Below are 20,434 nucleotides of genomic sequence, written 5' to 3'. Positions count from 1 at the left end.
TGCCCGGATGGAACTGCGCCCCGAACAGCTTGCCAGCCAACCGGCCAGCCAGCCGTTGGCCCCGGTCTACCTGATCGCAGGTCCAGAAACGCTGCGTGTGCTGGAAGCGGCCGATGCGGTGCGGGCGCGCGCACGCGCCGAGGGCGTCAACGAGCGCGAAGTCTTCGATGCCGATGGCCGTGACTTCGATTGGCACCAGCTCGATGCCAGCTTCAACGCGCCCAGTCTGTTCAGTGCACGTCGCCTGATGGAACTGCGCCTGCCCAGTGGCAAGCCGGGCAAGGAAGGCGCCGAAGTGATCAGCCAGTTCTGTGCCAACCCGGCGCCGGACGTGATCCTGCTGATCACCTGCAATGAATGGAGCAAGGCCCACCAGACCAAGTGGGCCGATGCCGTTGGCCGCGCCGGGGTTATCTCGGTGGCCTGGGCGATCAAGCCGCATGAACTCACCGAGTGGATCGAGCGCCGGCTGCGTGGCAAGGGCCTGCGCGCCGACCCGCAGGCGGTGCAGCGCCTGGCCGAACGGGTGGAAGGCAACCTGCTCGCCGCCGCCCAGGAAATCGACAAGCTGGCGCTGCTGGCCGATGGCCAGACCCTGGATGTGGACACCATGGAATCGCTGGTGGCCGATGCCGCCCGTTATGACGTGTTCCGTCTGGTCGAGGCGACCTTCTCGGGTCAGCCTGCGGCCGTGCTGCGCATGATCGCCGGCCTGCGTGCCGAAGGTGAAGCGGTGGCGGCGCTGACGCCGATCGTGATCCGCGAGTTGCTCTCCACCGCCGGTCTGGCGCGGGTGCAGGCGCGCGGTGGCAACCTGGCTGCGGAAATGAAGAGCCGCGGCATCTGGGAATCGCGGCAGGCGCCGTTCAAGCGCGCGCTGCAGCGCCATCCCGAGGTCAAGCGCTGGGAGCGCTTCGTGGCCGAAGCCGGGCTGGTGGACCGCATCGCCAAGGGGCGCGCCGATGGCGACGCCTGGCTGGCGCTGGAGCGGCTGCTGATCGCCGTCTCCGAAGCCCGCGCTGTGCGCCTGCTCGCCCGGGCCTGAGCCCATGGGGCTGCGCATCTATTACGGCGGGACCTTCGATCCCGTCCATCTGGGCCATCTGGCCATTGCCCGCGCCGCCCGCGACCAGCTGCAGGTAGCCGTCCGCCTGCTGCCGGCCGCCGATCCACCGCACCGTGCCGCCCCCGGCGCTGCTGCTGCACAGCGCCTGGCCATGCTGGCCCTGGCCATCGGCGATGAGCCCGGCCTGCTGCTGGACCGGCGCGAGCTGGACCGGGCCGAGCGCCAGCCCGGCGTGCCGTCCTACACCGTCGATACGCTGCGCGAGCTGCGCGCCGAGCTGGGCCCGCGCCAGCCGATCGCCTGGCTGGTCGGGGCCGACAGCCTGTTGGCCCTGCCCAGCTGGCACGATTGGAAAGCGCTATTCGAGCTGGCGCATTTCATCGTCGCCGACCGCCCCGGCAGTCCCCTGGCCGCCGCCTGCGACCCGGTGCTGGCGCAGGCCCTGGAAGGGCGCTGGGCCAGCCACGAGCGTGAGCTGTTCAGCGCGCCGGCCGGGCGCCTGATGCGCTTGCAGGCGCCGTTGCGCGAGGAATCGGCCACCGCGGTGCGCGCGCAGATCGCCGCCGCCGGGCCCTGGCAGCAACTGCTGCCTGAGGCGGTGGCGGGCTACATCATCGACCACCGCCTGTACGGCGCGACACCGTCGTGAATACGCGCGGGCCCGCCGCCCCGTATAATCGGCCCCACATTTATCGAGTTGACCCGCTTTGAGCAACCAAGCCCAGCCCCAGACCATCAAGGTCCAACTGCCCAATCCGGCGCCCTCCGTTCTGCAGCTGCTCGAGTGCGTGCGCGGGGCCACCGAAGAACTGAAGGCCAAGGATCTCGTTGAGATCGACGTCATCGGCCGCTCCAGCGTCGCCGATTACATGGTGATCGCCTCGGGCACCTCCAGCCGTCACGTCAAGTCGATCGCCGACGAAGTGGTGAAGTTCGCCAAGAAGCTGGGCGTGATGCCGCTGGGTGTGGAAGGCGAGCGCGAAGCCGAGTGGGTGCTGGTCGACCTGGGCGATGTGATCGTTCACGTGATGCTGCCGCGCGTGCGTGAGTTCTACGCGCTCGAGCGCCTGTGGACCGTGGGCGACCAGCCGCCGATCGAACTGCTCGACGATGCGGACGACGACTACGACGCGCGCTGATCGCAGCGTGCCCGGTCACGACAACGGCGCCGATGGCGCCGTTGTCTTTTGCGGCGCCGCCTGTGGTGGCTGCGGAGGACAGACATGAAAGCCAAGCTGATCGCCACCGGCGAGCGCGCCCCATCCTGGGTGGCGCAGGGCTTTGCCGAGTACCAGAAGCGGCTCTCGCACTGGTTGCCGTTCGAGCTGGTCGAGATCGAACCCGGCCTGCGCGGCAAGGGCCGCGATGCGCGCCGCGCGACCGATGACGAAGGCAAGCGGGTGATCGCCGCGTTGCCGAAAAATGCCTATGTGGTCGCGCTCGACGTGCCGGGACGCCCGCTCAGTTCCGAGCAGCTGGCGCAGCGCCTGGAGCATTGGCGCGGCCAGGGCAGGGACCTGGCCTTCCTGATCGGCGGGCCGGAGGGGCATTCGGCGGAAGTGTCGGCAATGGCTGATGAGAAATGGTCGATCGGCCCGCTGACGCTGCCGCACATGCTGGTGCGCCTGGTAGTGGCCGAGCAGCTGTACCGCGCCGCGGCGATGCTGGCCAACCATCCGTATCACCGCGCGTGAAATAGTTGTCGCCAGACGGGTTACATCTCGCGAAAAACGGGCTACAATGCGCACCCCGCCCGAATAGCTCAGCCGGTTAGAGCACTTGACTGTTAATCAGGGGGTCGTTGGTTCGAGTCCAACTTCGGGCGCCAAGATTTGAAGAAAAGCCTCGCAGCGATGCGGGGCTTTTTCTTGTCCGCGATTTACCCGCGTGCCGCGATCCAAACAAAAAGCCCGGGCAATGCCCGGGCTCCTTGTTCCCCAAGTGCGCTTACCTCATTCGAAGGTGTACTTGGCACCGACGGTGAAGTAACGGCCGATCGCGCCGCTGAAGTGCAGCGGGTTGTAGTTCACGCCACCGTAGGTGGTCGGATCCAGCGGAGCGATGCGGTCGAACAGGTTCTGCACCGATGCGTTCAACTCGAAGGCCTCGGTGATGTTCCAGCGACCGGACAGGTCGAAGGTGGTGAACGAAGAGATCTTGGTGACATCGGTGCCGTCGGCATAGGCGAACTGATACGAGCCGTCCGGACCGCGGAAGTCGGTGTTCTCCATCTTGGAGATGTAGTTGGCCACGCCGCTGACGCTCCACGGGCCCTGCTTCCAGGTGGTGCCGAAGTTGATGCGGTCCTTCGGGGTGCCGATGCAGTTGGTGACGTCGCAGTTGCCGTGCGTGCCGGCATAGTCGACGGTCACGTCGGCATCGGTACGCTCGAACTTGAGCACATGGCTCCACTGCAGGTCCATCTCCAGCTGGCCCGGACCGATGTCGAAGGTCTGGCGGATGTCGGTATCGATACCGCGGACGCGGGTCGATGCAGCGTTGATGTACTGCGTATTGACCGCCAGGATGCTGCCGGTGCCGGGAACACCATTGAGCAGGTTGTTGTCACGCAGCACGTTGCCTGCGGCAATCGCTTCGGCAGTACTGCCCTGGGCGATTTCGTTGGTACGCTTGATCTGCCACGCGTCGACCGTCATCGAGGTGCTTGAGGTCGGCTGCAGCACCAGGCCGACTGAATAACTCTTGGATTCCTCCGGCTTCAGGTCCTGGTTCGGGCGGGTGATGATGGCGACCGGCAGTGCGCCGCAATCGTCATCGGTCGCGCCCGGGGCCGGGTTGCCGCCGGGGCAGCGCACGGGATCGGCAGCGTTGGAGAACGCGGCCAGGCCACCGTCGCCGTTCTCGGCCGGATTCGGCGCGCGGAAGCCTTCGGCATAGCTGCCGCGGACCGCGATCCAGTCGGCCGGGGTCCACTTGATGCCGACCTTCGGCGTCGCCTTGCCCTCGCCGCTTTCATACTTGTCATAGCGCACCGCGCCGGACAGTTCCAACTGCTCCAGTACCGGAGCGGACAGTTCGACGTAACCGGCGTAAACGTTCTGCGTGCCGTCATAGGCCGAGTAACCCAGGCCGATGATGTCGCCCTGGTCGGTATAGGTCTGCGGGGTCAGGCTGTTGCTGGTCTTGCGCCATTCGGTACCCAGCGCCAGGCCAAGCGGGCCACCTTTGAGGTCCATCAGGCTGCGCGACACGGTGAAGTCGAACATGTCCAGGCTGGACTTGGCGCGTGCGCTGATGTCAGGCGAGATGTAGTCATACAGCGCCTGCGAATTGAGCCCGGCGTTGTCGCCGATGCGCCACACCCCGCCTGGGCAGGCCGGGTTCCCAAGCGCGCACTGCACGGCGCTGTAGCGCAGGAAGCCGGTGCGCTTGTTGACCAGATCCGTCCCCGAATGCAGGTAGGCGGTGTCGTAGCTCCACTCACCCCAGTTGCCCTTCACGCCCACCAGGAAGCGGTTGAACTCGTTGGTGTTCTCCGTCACGCGCGGGCCGACATCCCAGGCCGAGTAGCGCAGGCGCGAGGCCTGGCCGGGAATGGGATTGTCCGGATGGGTAGGGCCGAGCACGGTGGCGCCATCGCCGCTGTTGGCGTTGACCGGGCCGCCGGGATAGCCCCAGCCGCCGGACACGCCGGAGGGCGTGTTGCTGAAGGTGGTTTCCTTCTTGGAGTAGCCGATTTCGGTGTAGATCTCACCGCCCTCGCCGAAGGCGAAGCTGGCGCGACCGAACACGTTGACGTACTTCTCTTCCGGGGTCAGGTCACGGTACAGCTGGTTCGGATCCCACAGGCAGCCCTGCTGCTGTGCGGTGACGTCGTTCTGGCCAGGAATGGTGGTAAGGCCCGCACAGCCTGGGAGCGCAACGAGGAAGGCCGGATTGTCAGCGGTCACGGCGCGATCGTCGAAGACCGAACCGGTCGGACCCACACCGCCACGGGTACCGCCGGACAGCGCGGCGCCACCCAGGAACTGGGCGTTGTTGCCGTAGCCCCACGGGCGGATATCGCCGGTGCCGATCCACTTGCGGTTCTTGCGGTCGCTGATCTTGATTGCGTCGGTCTTGCCCACGTCCAGGCTGAAGAACGCATTCCAGCCATCGGTGGCCAGGTCGCCGGTACCGGCGGTCAGGGTGGCCTTCTTGGCATCGCCGTCGCTGTCACCGGACAGGCCGTAGGAGGCGCGCAGGATGGCGCCGTTGAAGTCGCTGCGCAGGATGATGTTGACCACGCCGGCGATGGCATCGGAACCGTAGATCGCAGAAGCGCCGTCCTTGAGGACTTCGATGCGCTCGACCGCATCCAGCGGAATCGTGCTCAGATCGGTGAAGACTTTCTGGCCGTCATCGGCCAGGCCGTAGGTCGCCATGCGGCGGCCGTTCAACAGCACCAGCGTGGAGCCGGCGCCCAGGCCGCGCAGCGAGATGCCCGCGCCACCGCCGGCAAAGCCGTTGCCGAAGGTCTTGGGAATGGAGCCGGACCCATCCGCGGTCAGGGTCTGCAGGTACTCGGCGACCGTGGTCTTGCCGGTGCGGTCAATCTCCTGGCGGGTGACCACCTGGACGGGGGAGGGAGTCTCGGTATTGGTGCGGGGGATGTTCGAGCCGGTCACCGTGATCCGGTCAAGGTTGGTCGCCTGCTCCTGCGCGAACGCGGAGGACGACGCCATGGCGCCCACCAGCAGCAGCGCGCCGCTGGTCAGGATCGTGGAAATGGAATGGGCCAGGGTATTGCGGCGGCTGTCGTCGCGGCGTTGGATCGGGTGTTTCACAGCTTCTCTCCTGACTGGGAAAACCTACATGTGTGAGGGTCGTCATCGAAATCACTGGCGACGGCGCCAATCTAGGTTTCCGGCAGGTGACGCAAGTGTGAAAAATTGCTTAATTCGCGAAAGATCGTGTGAGGGCCTTGTGTGAATGGGGAGAGCCCCGACGGGGCCCTCCCCAGCCCATCAGTGCGGCAACGAAAACTCCACCGGCACCAGGCCATCGGCTTGGACCACCTGCCCATTGACGGTCGCGGGCACGAAGCGCCAATGACGCATTACCTGCTGACGCGCTGCCTGGTCCAGAGCACGAGAGCCGCTGCTCTTTTCGATGCTGACCGCGACGGGGTTGCCATCGGTGCCCACCCGGATGCGCAGCAGGACCGTCCCCTCCTGGCCAAGGCGGATCGCCGCGACGGGATAGGGCGGGGGTGGCGCGCTGCGGTACTGCAGTTGGGCTCCGGCGGCGGGCGAGGGCGCGGCGGGGGCCGGTTCCAGCGCCGGTGCGGCGGTCTCGCTGGCGGGCATCGGTGCCACCGCGGGCGCCTCGTCGAGGGTGGCGGTGGGTGTCGGCAGCGGTGCCGGCGCGCGTTGCGTGGTCACGGGCACGGTCGGGGGGAGCCGCTGCGGGTCCGCTGGAGGGTGACGGATGATCTCCGGCTGCGGCTGCGGCGGCGGAGGCAGCACCCAGCTCACCCGCATGCGCTCGCGCGGGGCCGTGATCAGCGGCTGTGCGGCAGGAATCAACAACAGCATCAGGGCCAGCGCATGGACCGCGATGGCGGTGCTCCACCCGAGCACGCGGGACGCTTCGATGGGCAGCGGGACAACCGGGGACGGGGTACGGACCATGCTCCACTCTCCTTGCCAGATGTGCGGGAACATCAACGTGCCTGCGCGGCGCGTGGGGTCAGGCGGGGCCGCGCACTGACAGCAATACCCGAGCCCGGCACGGGCCGGAAGTCAGGGGCAGGGTGGCGAGTTGGCTGGCAGTCAGGATCCAGCCGCAGACAGCATGACGGCGCCCGCAGGCGCCGTCATGCCAGGCAGGAGCGGGCCGCTGGTCCGCTCTCTTCTGACGTGTTACCGGCCCAGGTCGAACACCACGTCCAGGTTGACCGACACGGTCGATTCGCCCGGCGAGACCGGGGTGGACACGTCGGCTGCCATCGGCGCCGCCGCCGCACGCATCATCACCGGGCGGAAGTTGCCGCCGCCGCTCTCGGAGATGCTCACGATCCGGCGCACGCGCAGGCCCAGCGACTTGGCGTAGGTCTCCGCACGGGCCTGGGCTTTCTTCAGCGCGGCCAGGCGGGCCTCGTCATAGACCGGTTCGGGCTGGTCGATCTCGAACTGCGGGCCGTTGATCTGGTTGGCGCCCTGGGCGGCCAGTGCGTCGAGTACTTTGCCGAGCTTGGCGATGTCGCGCACTTTCAGGCTGACCGTGTTGCTGGCCTGGTACCCGGTGATCTTCGGTGCCTCGTTGTCGGCATAGCGATACTGCGGGCTCAGGTTGACGCCGCTGGTCTGCACATCACGCTCGGCGATGCCGGCGGCCTTGATCGCGGCGAGCACCTTGGTCATCTGCTCGGCGTTCTGGCGCATGGCGGTGTTGCCGTCCACGGCCTGGGTCACCACGCCGGCCGAGAGCGTGGCCACGTCCGGCACGCGCCTGGCCTCGGCATTGGCCGAGATGTTGAGCAGGGTGCCGTCGGCCGGCACGGCGATGGTGGGCTGGGACTGGGCGTGGGCGGTCATCGAAGCTCCCAGGGCAAGGGACAGGGCGAGCAGCAACGGGGACAGGGACGGGCGGCGCATGTACATCTCCTTGTGAAGACGTTGAGGTTGGTGTCGGGGCGATGAACGCGTCGTGAGGTTTGATGGGGTTGATCACGATTCAAGCGTGTTGCTCGCGATTCAGACAGTAGGCTCAGGTTATGCTTCCTCGATGCTTTATCTTGCCTCTCGATCCCCCCGACGAAACGAACTGCTTGCGCGCCTGGAACGACCGTTCCAGGCGCTTGAGCTTCACGTGCCCGAAGTCCGTGCGCCCGACGAGTCCGCCGCCGATTACGTGCAGCGGGTCGCCGCCGACAAGGCGCGCGCCGGGTTGGCGCTTGTCGCGCATGACCCCGAGGCGGTGGTGCTGGGCTCGGACACCGAAGTCGTGCTCGACGGGCGCGTGTTCGGTAAACCGGCCGATGCTGCCGACGCCTGCGCGATGCTGCGCGCGTTGGCCGGGCGCACCCACCAGGTGATGACCGCCGTGGCGCTGGTCGCTGCGGGCCGGGAACAGAGCGTGCTGGTGGTCTCGGAGGTGACGTTCGCGGCGATCGAGGAGGATCGGATCGCAGCCTACGTGGCCAGTGGCGAGCCGATGGACAAAGCCGGTGCCTATGCGATCCAGGGTGGCGCCGAACGATATATCCGCCATCTGGCGGGAAGCTATTCGGGTGTGATGGGTTTGCCCCTGCAACAGACCGAGCAGTTGCTGCAGACGTTCGAACTGAAGGGAGTCGCCCATGTCTGAAGAAATCCTGGTCAATGTCACTCCGCGGGAAACCCGCGTCGCCGTCATCGAGAACGGCATGCTGCAGGAACTGCACATCGAACGTGGCTGGCGCCGCGGCGTGGTCGGCAACATCTACAAGGGCAAGGTGCAGCGGGTGATGCCGGGCATGCAGGCGGCCTTCGTCGAGGTCGGGCTGGAGCGCGCCGCGTTCCTGCACGCCAACGATGTGATCCGCCCGGCCCCGGTGGCCAGCCCGGATACCGAAGGCACCACGTTGCCGCCGCCGTCCTCGGTGCCGATCGTCGAGCTGCTGCGCGACGGCCAGGACATCGTGGTGCAGGTGGTCAAGGACCCGATCGGGACCAAAGGCGCCCGCCTGACCACCCAGATCAGCATTCCCTCGCGTTACATGGTGCTGCTGCCGCAGTCCAAGGTGGTGGGCGTGTCGGCCCGGATCGAGGACGAGGCCGAGCGCGCCCGCCTGAAGAGCCTGGTGACCGAACTGTCGGCCCAGCACGGCGGCTACGGCTACATCGTGCGCACCAATGCCGAAGGCCAGCCGGCGGAGGCGATCGCCGAAGACGTGGCCTACCTGTCGCGGGTCTGGAACGTGGTGGAGCGCCGTGGCCGCGATGCCGCACCGCTCAGCGTGATCTATGAAGACCTGAGCCTGCCGCTGCGCTCGGTGCGCGATCTGATCCGCAAGGACGTGGACAAGGTCAAGGTCGATTCCAAGGAGACCTTCAACCAGCTGCAGGCCTTCGTGGCCAAGTACATGCCGGTGCTGGCCGAGAAACTGGAGCTGTACAGCGGTGATCGCCCGATCTTCGACATGTTCGGGGTCGAGGATGAAATCGGCCGGGCGCTGGACAAGCAGGTCCCGCTGAAGTCCGGTGGCTATCTGGTGATCGACCAGACCGAGGCGATGACGACCATCGACGTGAACACCGGTTCGTTCCTGGGCCAGCGCAACCTCGAAGAGACCGTGTTCCGCACCAATCTGGAGGCCGCGCAGGCGGTGGCGCGGCAACTGAGGCTGCGCAACCTGGGCGGCATCATCATCATCGACTTCATCGATATGGACGATGCCGAGCATCGCCGCCAGGTGCTGCGCACCCTGGAGAAGGCGCTGGCCCGCGACCATGCCAAGACCACCGTCTACGATTTCTCGCCGCTGGGCCTGGTCGAGATGACCCGCAAGCGCACCGTGGAAAGCCTGGAGCGGCAACTGTCCGAGCCGTGCCCGGAGTGCAGTGGGCGGGGCTCGATCAAGACCGCCGAAACGGTCACTTACGAGATCTTCCGCGAGATCACCCGGGCGGTGCGTCAGTTCGATGCGGCGCGCCTGCTGGTGATCGCCTCCTCCAAGGTGGTCGCACGCATCACCGACGAGGAATCCTCGGCGGTGGCCGAACTGGAGGAGTTCCTGGGCAAGAGCATCCGCTTCCAGGCGGACGAGCAGTACCTGCAGGAGCAGTTCGATGTTGTGCTGCTCTGACCGCGGCCGGTCCGGCATTCCCACGTTCCGATGAGCACACCGCTGCGCCTGCGCCTGCGCCGGATCCGCCGCCATGCTGTGTATGCGGTGGCGGTCCTGCTCGTGGGCGTGGCGCTGCTGGTCGGCACTGCCAGCCAGCTGTTGCCCTTGGCCGAGCGTCACCCGGACAAGGTGGCGGCGTGGTTGAGTGCGCGCGCGGGCCAACCGGTGCGCTTCGATGCGCTGGACACCGCCTGGACCCGGCGCGGCCCGCTGCTGCAGCTCACAGGGCTGCGCATCGGTGAAGGGCAGGGCCTGCGCATCGGCGAGGCCGAGGTGCTGGTCTCGATGTATGCCGGCCTGCTGCCGGGCCACTCGCTGACCGAGCTGCGCCTGCGCGGCCTGGCGCTGGTGCTGCAGCGTGCCGACGACGGCCGCTGGTCGGTGCAGGGCCTGCCGCAGTCCGGTGCAGGCGATCCGCTGGAGACACTGCGCCGCCTCGGCGAGCTGCAGGTGATCGGTGGCCGCTTGAAGGTGGACGCGCCCTCGCTGGGCGTGAGCGCGGTGCTACCGCGGATCGACCTGCGCCTGCGCGTCAACGGCCAGCGCCTGCGGGTTGGGGCGCGTGCGTGGGCCGACCCGTCCGCACAGCCGCTGACGGCGGTGCTGGAATTCGAGCGCAAGCGCGGCGATGGTCAGGCCTGGTTCTCGGCCGACCCGGCCGACTTCCGGGCGTGGTCCTCGCTGCTGCAGTTCGGCGGCATCGGCCTGCAGCAGGGTACCGGTGAGTTCAATGCGTGGGTGGACCTGCGCGATCACCGGGTGGTGATGGTCACCACCGATGCGGACCTTCAGAACGTACAGGTGCGCGGCGTGAAGCTGGCGGACGGCACCCACCCGCAGCTCGCGCTGGACACGCTGGAACTGCGCGCACGCTGGCGCTGGGTGCAGGGTGGCTGGCGCGCCGATGCGCCGCGGTTGCGGATCGGCATGGAAGGCAGCACCCAGCAACTGGATGGGCTGCTGCTGGCCGGCGGGCAACACTTCGCGCTGGCCGGCGACAACATCGATGCCACCGCGCTGTTGCGGGGGCTGGCGCTGACCGACCGGATCGATCCCGGCCTGCGCGAGTGGCTGCACGAGGCCGCACCGCAGGTGCGCATGACCCGCGTGCGGGTGGCAGGCGAGCAGGGCGGCCCGCTGTCGGTCGACGGGGATCTGGAAGACATCCGCTTCGCGGCGGTCGGGCATTCGCCCGGGCTCAGCGGTGTGGGCGGGCGCTTCAACGGCGATGCCGATGGCTTCACCCTGGATCTGCAGCCGCAGCAGGTGATGCATTTCGATTGGCCGAGCGGCTTTGGCGAGCGCCACGACGTGCGCCTGGCCGGCCGGTTGGTGGGCTGGCGCGACGAGGCCGGCGGCTGGCGGATCGGCACCCCGGCGCTGCGCGTGCAGGGCACCGATTACGCCGCCGATGTGCGCGGCGGCATCTGGTTCCAGAACAACGGCACGCGCCCCTGGCTGGAACTGGCGGCCAGGATCGACGATGTGCCGATGACGGCGGCCAAGCGATTCTGGATCCATTCCAAGATGAGCAAGACTGCCACCGATTGGCTGGATGCCGCCCTGGTCTCCGGCCAGGTGCGTGGCGGCGTGGGCCTGGTGACCGGCGATCTGGAAGACTGGCCGTTCGACAAGAACAACGGCCGCTTCGAGGCGACCGGCCACATCGACGCCGGCAGCATCCGCTTCCAGCACGACTGGCCGGCGATGAACAAGGTCGATGCCGATATCGCCTTCATCGGCCCGGGCTTCGAACTGCATGGCAAGGGCGACCTGGCCGGGGTGGCGGTGGACCACTTCGATGCCGGCATTCCCGATTTCGGCGAGACCGATCTGTACGTCAAGGCCACCAGCCGCAGCGATGCCGGTGCACTGCTGGCCATGCTCAAGCAGAGTCCGTTGCAGGCCACCTATGGCGAGACGCTGGACAATCTCACTGCGAAGGGGCCGGCCGCGGTCACCTTTGACCTGCTGCAGCCACTGCATCACGACGACGGCGGCGGTCACCTGCAGGGCACGGTCGATCTCAATGGCGCGACCCTCACCGAGAAGCGTTTCGACCTGGTCTTCGAGAACATGCGCGGCACGGCACGCTATGGCCACGGCGGCTTCGATGCGGAGCACCTGGCCGTGCGCCACCAGGGCCAGGACGGGCTGCTCAGCCTGCGCGCCGGGGAGTTCGTGCGGGATCCGCAACAGGCCTTCGAATCCGAGCTGACCGCCTCGCTGGAAGCCGGCGCGCTGTTGGACCGGGCGCCCGAATTGAACTGGCTCAAACCTTACATCCAGGGCACCTCACGCTGGACCATCGGGGTGACCCTGCCCAAGGTCGCGGCCGGCAGCAAGGTCGAGCCGCCCACCGTGCTCAAGCTGCATTCGGATCTGGTCGGCACCACCCTGGAACTGCCTGCGCCGCTGGACAAGCCCGCCGCCACGCCGTTGGCGACGGACGTCACCGCACAGCTGCCGATGGGCAGCGGCCGTGTGGATGTCGCCTTCGGCCAGCGCCTGGCCTTGGCCGCGCGCACGCATGACAACCAGACCGGCGTGCAGGTCACCCTCGGCAGCGACCGCGTGGATCGTGATCCGCCGGCCAGTGGGCTGGTGGTGAACGGGCGCAGCGGCTCGCTGGATGCGCTGGAGTGGATCGCCTTGGCCCGCTCGCCGGATGGCGGCGACGGCAAGAACCCGATGCCGCTGCGGCAGGTGGACGTGCAGGTCGGCCAGCTGCTGCTTGCCGGTGGCGTGTTCCCACAGACCCGGCTGCAACTGCGGCCGACCAGCAGCAGCGTGGACGTGCGCCTGGACGGTCCCTCGCTGGCGGGCGGCCTGAGCGTGCCCAATGCCGAGGGCGGCACCATCGTCGGCAAGCTCAGCCGGGTGCACTGGCAATCGCTGCCGACGCCGGTCAAGGCGCCCAGCGATGGCGCTCCGATCCTGCTGCCACCGGACGTGGCCCTGCCGGCGCGGGTCCAGGCCAGTGCCAATGACACCAATCCGGCCAAAATCCCGCCGCTGTCGCTGGATATCGATGACCTCCAGTTCGGCAAGGCCAAGCTCGGCCAGGCGGTATTGCGCACGCGGCCGATGGCCAACGGCCTGAGCGTGGACCAGCTGCAGTTCCGCGCACCCAAGCAGGAGATCGACGTCAATGGCCGCTGGATGGGCATGGGCGAGGCCGCGCGCAGCCAGTTCAACGTGCAGGTCAAGAGCGAGGACCTGGGGGGACTGATGCAGAACCTGGATTACGGCGGCCAGCTGCGTGGCGGCCAGGGCCAGCTGAGCATGAGCGCCGGCTGGCAGGGCGGCCCGTCCGACTTCCAGCTCGGCGCGCTGCAGGGCCAGCTCGACGTGCAGGCCCGCAACGGCCAGTTGCTGGAACTCGAACCCGGTGCCGGGCGCGTGCTCGGCCTGCTCAGCGTGACCCAGCTGCCGCGCCGGTTGATGTTCGATTTCCGCGATTTCTTCTCCAAGGGCTTCGCCTTCAACCAGGTCGAAGGCCGCGTGGCGTTCGCCGATGGCATGGCCACGACCGACAAGGTGCTGATCGAAGGCCCGGCGGCGAACATCACCATCCGCGGCCAGACCGACCTGCGCCAGCAACGCTTCGATCAGACCATCGACGTCAACCCGCGCGCCGGCAACCTGCTGACCGTGGTCGGCGCGGTCGCCGGCGGGCCGGTGGGGGCGGCGGTCGGTGCAGCGGCCAACGCGGTGCTGTCCAAGCCGCTGGGCGAGATCGGCGCCAAGACGTACCGCGTGACCGGCCCCTGGGCCGAACCCAAGGTCGATGTGATCGACCGCGACGCAGCGCCCAAGCCGGCCCCGGCCGTACCGCCGGCGCGCTGACCCCTTTCCCGCGCCCGGGTTGCGATTGCGCCCGGCGCCCACAGATCAAAGAGCATGAACAACAACGCACTTTCGCTGGCCACCGACCGTCTGCTGCTGCCCGCCGGGCTGGATGCGAACGGTCTGGAACGCACGTTCGGCACCCTGTTGGGCCCGGGCATCGATTTCGGGGATCTCTATTTCCAGCACGCGCGCCGCGAGAGCTGGAGCGTGGAGGACGGCATCGTCAAGGACGGGGCGCATTCGATCGAGCAGGGCGTGGGCGTACGCGCCATCGCCGGCGAGAAGACCGGCTTCGCCTACTCCGATGACATTCACAGCGACGCGCTGCTGGCCGCGGCCAACTCGGCCCGCGCCATCTCCCGCGAGGGCGGGGCACAGTCGGCCCGCTCGCTGGTGCGTGGCAGTGGCCGCGCGCTGTACCCGGCGCTGGACCCCATCGACGGCATGGGCAACGAGGCCAAGGTGGAGATGCTCAAGCGGCTGGACCGCTATCTGCGCGCCGCCGACCCGCGCGTGCAGCAGGTGATGGTCAGCCTTTCCGGCGGCGTGGATACGGTCCTGATCGCGCGCAGCGATGGCGTGCTCGCCGCGGATATCCGCCCGCTGGTGCGCTTGAACGTACAGGTCATCGTCGAGCAGCATGGGCGTCGCGAGTCGGGCTACTCCGGTGGCGGCGGCCGTTACAGCTATGAAGACCTGTTCGCCGATGGGCGCCCGGAAGGTTTTGCCCGCGAGGCGCTGCGCCAGGCGCTGGTGAACCTGGAGGCGGTTCCGGCCCCGGCCGGGGTAATGACCGTGGTGCTGGGCCCGGGCTGGCCCGGCGTGCTGCTGCACGAAGCGGTCGGCCACGGCCTGGAAGGCGACTTCAACCGCAAGGGCACCAGCGTCTACGCCGGCCGGATCGGCGAGCGCGTGGCCGCGCCGGGCGTGACCATCGTTGACGACGGCACCCTGGACGGGCGCCGCGGCTCGCTGAACATCGATGACGAGGGCCACCCGACCCAATGCACCACGCTGATCGAGGACGGCATCCTGGTCGGCTACATGCAGGATTCGCTCAATGCGCGCCTGATGGGCGTGGCCCCGACCGGCAACGGCCGCCGTGAATCATTCGCGCACATGACCATGCCGCGCATGACCAACACCTACATGCGCGCCGGCCAGCACGATCCGGAAGAAATGATCCGCTCGGTCAAGCGTGGCCTGTACGCCGTCAACTTCGGTGGTGGCCAGGTCGACATCACCAGTGGCAAGTACGTGTTCTCGGCCACCGAGGCCTACCTGATCGAAGACGGAAAAATCACCGCGCCGGTGAAGGGCGCCACCCTGATCGGCAACGGGCCGGAAACCATGCAGAAAGTGCGCATGATCGGCAACGATCTGGCCCTGGACGAGGGCGTGGGCATCTGCGGCAAGGATGGCCAGAGTGTGCCGGTCGGCGTGGGCCAGCCGTCCCTGCTGATCGATGGCATCACCGTGGGCGGCACCCAGGCCTGAGCCGGGATGCATTCGCCTGCGCTGCCTGATCACGCGGCCGCCAGCTGGGTGCTGGCGCCGCCGCGTGAGCGCCGGGACTCAGTCCTCGGCGTTCTCGTCGCTGTCGGTGTCGACCGCGTCGTCCAGCGCGTCTTCGGAGCCGGCGTTCACGCCTTCCAGGCCGAGCGCGGCCGGCAGCAGCAGCGCACGCAGCAGCTGGAAGATCTCGCGGTAGGCGCGCGGCGGCTTGTTCTTGGCCTTTTCGGCCTGGGCGTTGCGGACCAGCGTACGCAGCTGCTGGCGGTCGGCATGCGGGTATTCGTCCAGCAACGCGCCCAGCGCCTTGTCGCCGTCCTTGAGCAGGCGTTCGCGCCAGTCTTCCACGCGGTGCATGGTCGCCACTTCACGGCGCGAGGTCTCGCTGTTGGCATCCAGCGCATCGCGGATCGCATCCAGCACGGCGTCGTCTTCGCGGCGCATGTGCTTGGCCAGGAACGCCAGCTGGCGCTTGTGGGCGATATGCGCGGTGATGCGCTTGGCCTCGGCGATGTGCGGCAGCAGATCTTCGGGCACCGGCAGGCGCGCCAGCTGGGCCGGGGTCAGCGAGACCAGCTTTTCGCCCAGGGCCAGCACGTCCAGCGCAGCCCGGCGGTTCTGGCTGCGGCTGATATCAAGGAATTCACCGGTTTCTTCGTCGCGTCCGCGCATCGTCTTATTTCCACATCCGTAAACTGTGCCGGCGTCGCGCCGGGCACTCACCTGTACAGGATAAAGCATTGAACGTGATCTCCCCTGAAGTCTCCCCGGCCGACGACAGCCTGCAGCGCCTGGAGCAGCTGGCCGACATCTCCCAGCGCCTGCTGGAGCGGGCCAAGGCCCTGGGCGCCACCCAGGCCGAGGTCAGCTGCAGCGATGAGCGCGGCCTGGATGTGAACGTGCGCCTGGGCGAGGTCGAAACGGTCGAGTCCACCCGTGACCGCGGCATCGCCGTGACCGTCTACGTCGGCCAGCGCAAGGGCAGCGCCAGCACCGCCGACCTGCGTGAGAGCAGCCTGGAGTCGACCGTGGCCCAGGCCTGCGCGATCGCCCGCCACACCGAGGACGACGAGGCCGCCGGCCTGGCCGAGGCGGCGCTGATGGCCCGTGAATTCCCGGATCTGGACGGCTGGCACCCCTGGGAACTCAGCGCCGATGCGGCGCTGGATCTGGCCCTGGCCTGCGAAGCGGCCGGCCGTGAGGCCGACACCCGCATCAGCAATTCCGACGGTGCCTCGGCGGCGACCGCGCAGAGCCTGTCGGTGTACGCCAACTCGCATGGCTTCATCGGCCGCGAGCGCAGCAGCCACCATTCGATCGGCTGCGCGCTGATCGCCGGGCAGGGCGATGGCATGCAGCGCGACGGTTGGTACAGCAGCGCGCTGGCCCGCGAAGACCTGGACGATGCGGCGTCGATCGGCCGCCGTGCCGCCGCGCGTACCGTGGCCCGGCTGGAGCCGCGCTCGATGACCACGGCGCAGATGCCGGTGCTGTATTCGCCGGAGGTGGCCCGCTCGCTGATCGGCCATCTGCTCGGCGCCGTCTCCGGTGGCGCGCTGTACCGCCGTGCCAGCTTCCTGCTCGACAGCGTCGGCACGCGCCTGTTCCCGGACTGGTTCGGCATCGAAGAGCTGCCGCTGCTGCGCCGTGGGCTGCGCTCGGCCGCCTTCGATGGCGATGGCGTGGCCACCCGCAATTCAGCGCTGATCCGCGATGGCGTGCTGGAGCGCTACATCCTGGGCAGCTATTCGGCACGCAAGCTCGGCCTGCCGACCACCGCCAATGCCGGTGGCGTACACAACCTCAAGGTCACCGCCAACGCGGGTGATCTGGTCTCCATTGCCCGGCAGATGGGCAATGGCCTGCTGGTCACCGAACTGATGGGACAGGGCGTCAACAGCATCACCGGCGACTACTCGCGTGGTGCCGGCGGCTTCCGCGTGGAGAACGGCGAGATCAGCTACCCGGTGGACGGCATCACCATCGCCGGCAACCTCAAGGACATGTTCGCCAGCATCGAAGCGGTGGGCACCGACATCGACCCGCGCTCGCACGTGCACACCGGGTCGATCCTTGTAGGACGAATGACCGTTGCTGGTAACGATTGACGTATTCTATGGAGGCTGCCCTGGCAGGCGGGGAGCCTGCCGCGTGCACTACCCATTACCTCGAACAAGGAGTTTCACGTGAGCGATTTCGATAACGTCACCACCCCGCCGCCGCCGCCGGCCGGCGCTGCACCGGCCGACCAGCGTACGCTGTCGCTGGTAGCCCACCTGCTGGGTATTTTCACCGGCTTCATCGGTGCGCTGATCATCTGGCTGGTGAACAAGGATGACCCGCAGAAGGGCTTCGTGACCGACCAGGCCAAGGAAGCGCTGAACTTCCAGATCACCGTCTTGATCGCCTACGTCATCTCCACCATCCTGCTGGTCGTGTTGATCGGCGGCCTGCTGCTGACCCTGGTATGGATCGCCAACCTGGTGCTGTGCATCCTGGCGGCGGTCAAGGCCAACAACGGTGAAGCCTATCGCTATCCGTTCACCCTGCGCCTGATCAAGTAATCGATCCGCTGCGCTGGAACGAAAAACGCCCGGGAATCCCGGGCGTTTTTTTGTGTCCTGGCGTTGTAGGGCCACGCCATGCGTGGCGGCCTGCGCGATCGCTCAGTGATCCCGCTCAACCGCCAGCTTGGCCAGCGCACGCAGGGCATCGGCCGACTCACCATAGCCGGCCAGACCGTCGAACATCTGCTCGCTCAACGTGCGCAGATGCGCCTTGGCACCGTCCATGCCCAGCAGCGCCGGGAAGGTCGATTTGGCCTGCGCTTCGTCCTTGCCAGCGGTCTTGCCGAGCTGTTCGGAACTGGCCTCGACATCGAGGATGTCATCGCGCACCTGGAAGGCCAGGCCCAGCGCCGAGGCCACCGTATCCAGCGTCGCCATATCCGCGGCAGGTGCTTGGCCGCACAGCGCGCCCATGCGCACCGCAGCGCGGATCAGCGCACCGGTCTTGAGCGCATGCATGCGTTCCAGAGCCTGCAACGGCTGCTGATGGCCAGTGGCGTCGATATCCAAGGCCTGGCCGCCGCACATGCCGGCCGCGCCGGAGGCGTGCGCCAGGGTCTGCAGGCACTCCACGCGCAGCTGCGCTGGCAACGCCGCGTCGGCGATCAGGCTGAAAGCGCGCGTCTGCAGGGCATCGCCGGCGAGGATCGCGGTGGCTTCATCGAAGGCGATATGCGTGGTCGGGCGGCCGCGCCGCAAGGCGTCATCGTCCATCGCCGGCAGATCGTCGTGCACCAGCGAATACGCATGGATCAGCTCCACCGCCATCGCAGGCGCATCCAGTGCGTTTTCGTCGGCGCTGAAGACCCGGCCGCCGGCATAGACCAGCAGCGGCCGCATGCGCTTGCCGCCCCCGAGCACCGCATAACGCATCGCCTGATGCAGCCCTCGGGGGGCATCGGACGGGGAAGGCAGGCCGGCGTCGAGCTGGCTTTCGATACGGTCGCGCCACCGCGCGAACGTGGCCTCAACCGTCATGGCTGGGCGGGTCGAACGGCACGGCGGTGTCGGGCTGGGCCGGATCGCTGAGCAGGCGCACGCGCAGTTCGGCCTGTTCCAGCGCCTGCTGGCACTGGCGGTACAGCCCGACGCCACGTTCGTAGGCGCTGAGCGATTGTTCCAGGCTCATTTCGCCGGTTTCCATCTTCTCCACCAGTTGCTCCAGTTCTTCCAGCGACTGCTCGAAGTGGGCGACCGGGGAGGTTTCATTGGGGGACTTCTTTGCCATGCGCCAAGTGTGGGCTGCTGGCCCGGCGGGGTCAATTCACGCCGCGCCCGGGGTCCACTGCAACTGCGCATGATGGGCCTGCAACCACGGCTGCAGGGCCGCACCGATCACGCGGTCGCCCGCGGCCAGCAGCGTGTCTTCATCAAACAGCAGCGGCAGCTGACGGCGCTGCCACGGCGGCAGGCCCTGCTGTTGCAGCAGATCCTTGAGCGCATGGGAATGTGTGCGCCCGGGCAGCTGGATGCGCTCGCCGCCGCGGCGCGCGCGGATCTGCACGGGGCTGTCGAACCCGGCGTCCGTGCCGAGCAGGCGCAGCGCGCCCCCATCGGGCAGGGCCAGCGGCGCGCGGCCATCCCAGTGCACGCTCCAGTCGGCCGGCAGTGCGAGGCTGGCCGACAGCAAGTGCAACTGCCCGCGCCAACGGCGGATGCGCGCACCCTGCCAGGCAAACTGCGCATCGGCATGGTGCGCGGCCGGGAGCAGCTCGCGTTCGACCGCCTCGACCCCGGCGGCAGGCAGTGGCGGCAGGCCACTGCCACGTACCCAATGCCGCAGCAGGCGTGCACGTCGTTCCACCGGCTGGCGCATCAGCCGCCCGCAGTCGATCACACCGGGGCCGACGCTGCAGCGTTCCAGTGCGTCGCGGTCGGCACTGTCGAGCAGATGCTGGGACTGCGCGCACAACGCGGCGCTGCGCGCGAAGGCGGCATCGGCCTGCGCCCAGCGCTGACGAAGCTGCGGCAGTACCTGCAGGCGCAGGAAATTGCGGTCGGCATCGTCACTGGCGTTGCTGGGGTCTTCGATCCAGTCCAGGCCCTCGGCCTGGGCATGCGCACGCAGGGTGCTGCGCGGAACCTCCAGCAACGGCCGCCACACGGTGCCGGCGCCAAATGCGCTGGTGACCTGCATGGACGCCAATCCATCCACCCCGGAGCCACGCAGCGCCCGCAGCAGGAAGGTTTCGGCCTGGTCGTCGCGATGGTGGGCCAGCGCCAACTGTTCGCCGGGCAGCAGCTGCGAGGCGAACGCCTCACGGCGTGCATGCCGCGCGGCAGCTTCCGGCCCTTGCCCCTGGTTGCGTTGCACCTGGACACGGAGCACCCGCAGCGGGATATTCCAGCGCGCGCACACCTGCGTGCAGTGCACGGTCCAGGCATCGGCCTGCTCCTGCAGGCCATGATGGATATGTACGGCGCGCAGGCCCGCGGTGCGCTGGGCCGCCGAGGTGGCCAGCCAGTGCAGCAGGACGGTGGAATCCAGCCCACCACTGAAGCCCACCAGCACGGGATGGGCGACGGACGGGGGATGGGGAAGCGGGGCTGTCATGGGGACGCGATCTCAGGCAGACCGGCAGTATCGGCGCTGCGCGGCGACGT

At 68.0% G+C, this 20,434-nt stretch carries 17 protein-coding genes and 1 tRNA gene; 11 read left to right on the top strand and 7 right to left on the bottom strand.

All coding sequences use genetic code 11. The features are described from left to right. Window positions 1-7 precede the first annotated feature (7 nt). The 5 genes from holA (at window position 8) to BCL79_RS05905 (ending at window position 2,894) form a co-directional block, all read left to right on the top strand. The gene (gene holA, locus BCL79_RS05925; protein ID WP_121038594.1) at window positions 8-1,045 is read left to right on the top strand and encodes a DNA polymerase III subunit delta; all 1,038 of its coding nucleotides are present in this window, start codon (window positions 8-10) and stop codon (window positions 1,043-1,045) included. A gap of 4 nt (window positions 1,046-1,049) precedes the next feature. Then, a complete protein-coding gene (gene nadD, locus BCL79_RS05920) occupies window positions 1,050-1,715 on the top strand; it encodes a nicotinate-nucleotide adenylyltransferase (protein ID WP_121038591.1) in 666 nt (221 codons plus the stop codon). Window positions 1,716-1,773: 58 nt separating this feature from the next. Beyond that, window positions 1,774-2,205 (top strand): ribosome silencing factor, encoded by a 432-nt coding sequence (rsfS, locus tag BCL79_RS05915; RefSeq protein WP_121038588.1) that lies wholly within the window; start codon window positions 1,774-1,776, stop codon window positions 2,203-2,205. Between the two features lie 84 nt (window positions 2,206-2,289). After that, a complete protein-coding gene (gene rlmH, locus BCL79_RS05910; RefSeq protein WP_088434465.1) occupies window positions 2,290-2,760 on the top strand; it encodes a 23S rRNA (pseudouridine(1915)-N(3))-methyltransferase RlmH in 471 nt (156 codons plus the stop codon). Between the two features lie 57 nt (window positions 2,761-2,817). Further along, window positions 2,818-2,894: transfer RNA gene (locus BCL79_RS05905), tRNA-Asn, on the top strand. 124 nt (window positions 2,895-3,018) lie between these two features. Here BCL79_RS05905 and BCL79_RS05900 read toward each other — a convergent pair. The 3 genes from BCL79_RS05900 to BCL79_RS05890 form a co-directional block, all read right to left on the bottom strand. Next, entirely contained in the window at window positions 3,019-5,853 is a 2,835-nt protein-coding gene (locus tag BCL79_RS05900; protein WP_121038585.1) for a TonB-dependent receptor, read from the bottom strand. A 180-nt stretch (window positions 5,854-6,033) separates the two neighbouring features. Further along, window positions 6,034-6,699, bottom strand: a complete 666-nt coding sequence (locus BCL79_RS05895) for an energy transducer TonB (protein ID WP_121038582.1) — start codon at window positions 6,697-6,699, stop codon at window positions 6,034-6,036. 231 nt (window positions 6,700-6,930) lie between these two features. Next, complete coding sequence (locus tag BCL79_RS05890) at window positions 6,931-7,665, bottom strand: SIMPL domain-containing protein (protein WP_088434541.1); 735 nt, start codon at window positions 7,663-7,665, stop codon at window positions 6,931-6,933. A gap of 130 nt (window positions 7,666-7,795) precedes the next feature. Here BCL79_RS05890 and BCL79_RS05885 point away from each other — a divergent pair, with 130 nt between their 5' ends. From BCL79_RS05885 to tldD, 4 genes are read left to right on the top strand one after another with little or no spacing between them, the layout of a single operon-like run. Continuing rightward, window positions 7,796-8,377, top strand: coding sequence for a Maf-like protein (locus BCL79_RS05885; protein ID WP_121038579.1), 582 nt, complete (start codon window positions 7,796-7,798; stop codon window positions 8,375-8,377). After that, window positions 8,370-9,857 (top strand): ribonuclease G, encoded by a 1,488-nt coding sequence (gene rng / locus BCL79_RS05880; protein ID WP_121038576.1) that lies wholly within the window; start codon window positions 8,370-8,372, stop codon window positions 9,855-9,857. The genes BCL79_RS05885 and rng overlap by 8 nt, the downstream gene beginning before the upstream one ends. A gap of 30 nt (window positions 9,858-9,887) precedes the next feature. Then, window positions 9,888-13,748 carry a YhdP family protein gene (locus tag BCL79_RS05875; protein ID WP_121038573.1) on the top strand — a complete coding sequence of 1,287 codons (3,861 nt, stop codon included), beginning with the start codon at window positions 9,888-9,890 and terminating at the stop codon, window positions 13,746-13,748. 54 nt (window positions 13,749-13,802) lie between these two features. Then, a complete protein-coding gene (gene tldD, locus BCL79_RS05870; RefSeq protein WP_121038570.1) occupies window positions 13,803-15,248 on the top strand; it encodes a metalloprotease TldD in 1,446 nt (481 codons plus the stop codon). 78 nt (window positions 15,249-15,326) lie between these two features. On the opposite strand, the gene yjgA is transcribed toward tldD, so the two are convergent. Continuing rightward, window positions 15,327-15,935: a ribosome biogenesis factor YjgA gene (gene yjgA, locus BCL79_RS05865; protein ID WP_121038567.1), complete on the bottom strand. Its 609-nt coding sequence runs from the start codon at window positions 15,933-15,935 to the stop codon at window positions 15,327-15,329. A 68-nt stretch (window positions 15,936-16,003) separates the two neighbouring features. On the opposite strand from yjgA, the gene pmbA reads away from it, so the two are divergent. After that, complete coding sequence (pmbA, locus tag BCL79_RS05860; protein ID WP_121038564.1) at window positions 16,004-17,371, top strand: metalloprotease PmbA; 1,368 nt, start codon at window positions 16,004-16,006, stop codon at window positions 17,369-17,371. A gap of 78 nt (window positions 17,372-17,449) precedes the next feature. Continuing rightward, window positions 17,450-17,827 carry a DUF4870 domain-containing protein gene (locus BCL79_RS05855; protein WP_121038561.1) on the top strand — a complete coding sequence of 126 codons (378 nt, stop codon included), beginning with the start codon at window positions 17,450-17,452 and terminating at the stop codon, window positions 17,825-17,827. Window positions 17,828-17,929: 102 nt separating this feature from the next. On the opposite strand, the gene BCL79_RS05850 is transcribed toward BCL79_RS05855, so the two are convergent. Genes BCL79_RS05850 through tilS form a run of 3 tightly spaced genes read right to left on the bottom strand, consistent with a single transcriptional unit; the run spans window position 17,930 to window position 20,384 of the window. Further along, window positions 17,930-18,808 (bottom strand): polyprenyl synthetase family protein, encoded by an 879-nt coding sequence (locus BCL79_RS05850; protein WP_121038558.1) that lies wholly within the window; start codon window positions 18,806-18,808, stop codon window positions 17,930-17,932. Then, the gene (locus tag BCL79_RS05845; protein ID WP_019182618.1) at window positions 18,798-19,058 is read right to left on the bottom strand and encodes an exodeoxyribonuclease VII small subunit; all 261 of its coding nucleotides are present in this window, start codon (window positions 19,056-19,058) and stop codon (window positions 18,798-18,800) included. The genes BCL79_RS05850 and BCL79_RS05845 overlap by 11 nt, the downstream gene beginning before the upstream one ends. A 36-nt stretch (window positions 19,059-19,094) precedes the next feature. After that, entirely contained in the window at window positions 19,095-20,384 is a 1,290-nt protein-coding gene (tilS, locus tag BCL79_RS05840) for a tRNA lysidine(34) synthetase TilS (RefSeq protein ID WP_121038555.1), read from the bottom strand. Window positions 20,385-20,434 lie beyond the last annotated feature (50 nt).

This window comes from Stenotrophomonas rhizophila (assembly GCF_003651185.1).
Taxonomy (GTDB): domain Bacteria; phylum Pseudomonadota; class Gammaproteobacteria; order Xanthomonadales; family Xanthomonadaceae; genus Stenotrophomonas; species Stenotrophomonas maltophilia_Z.
This window is presented reverse-complemented; position numbering and strand designations above follow the sequence as displayed.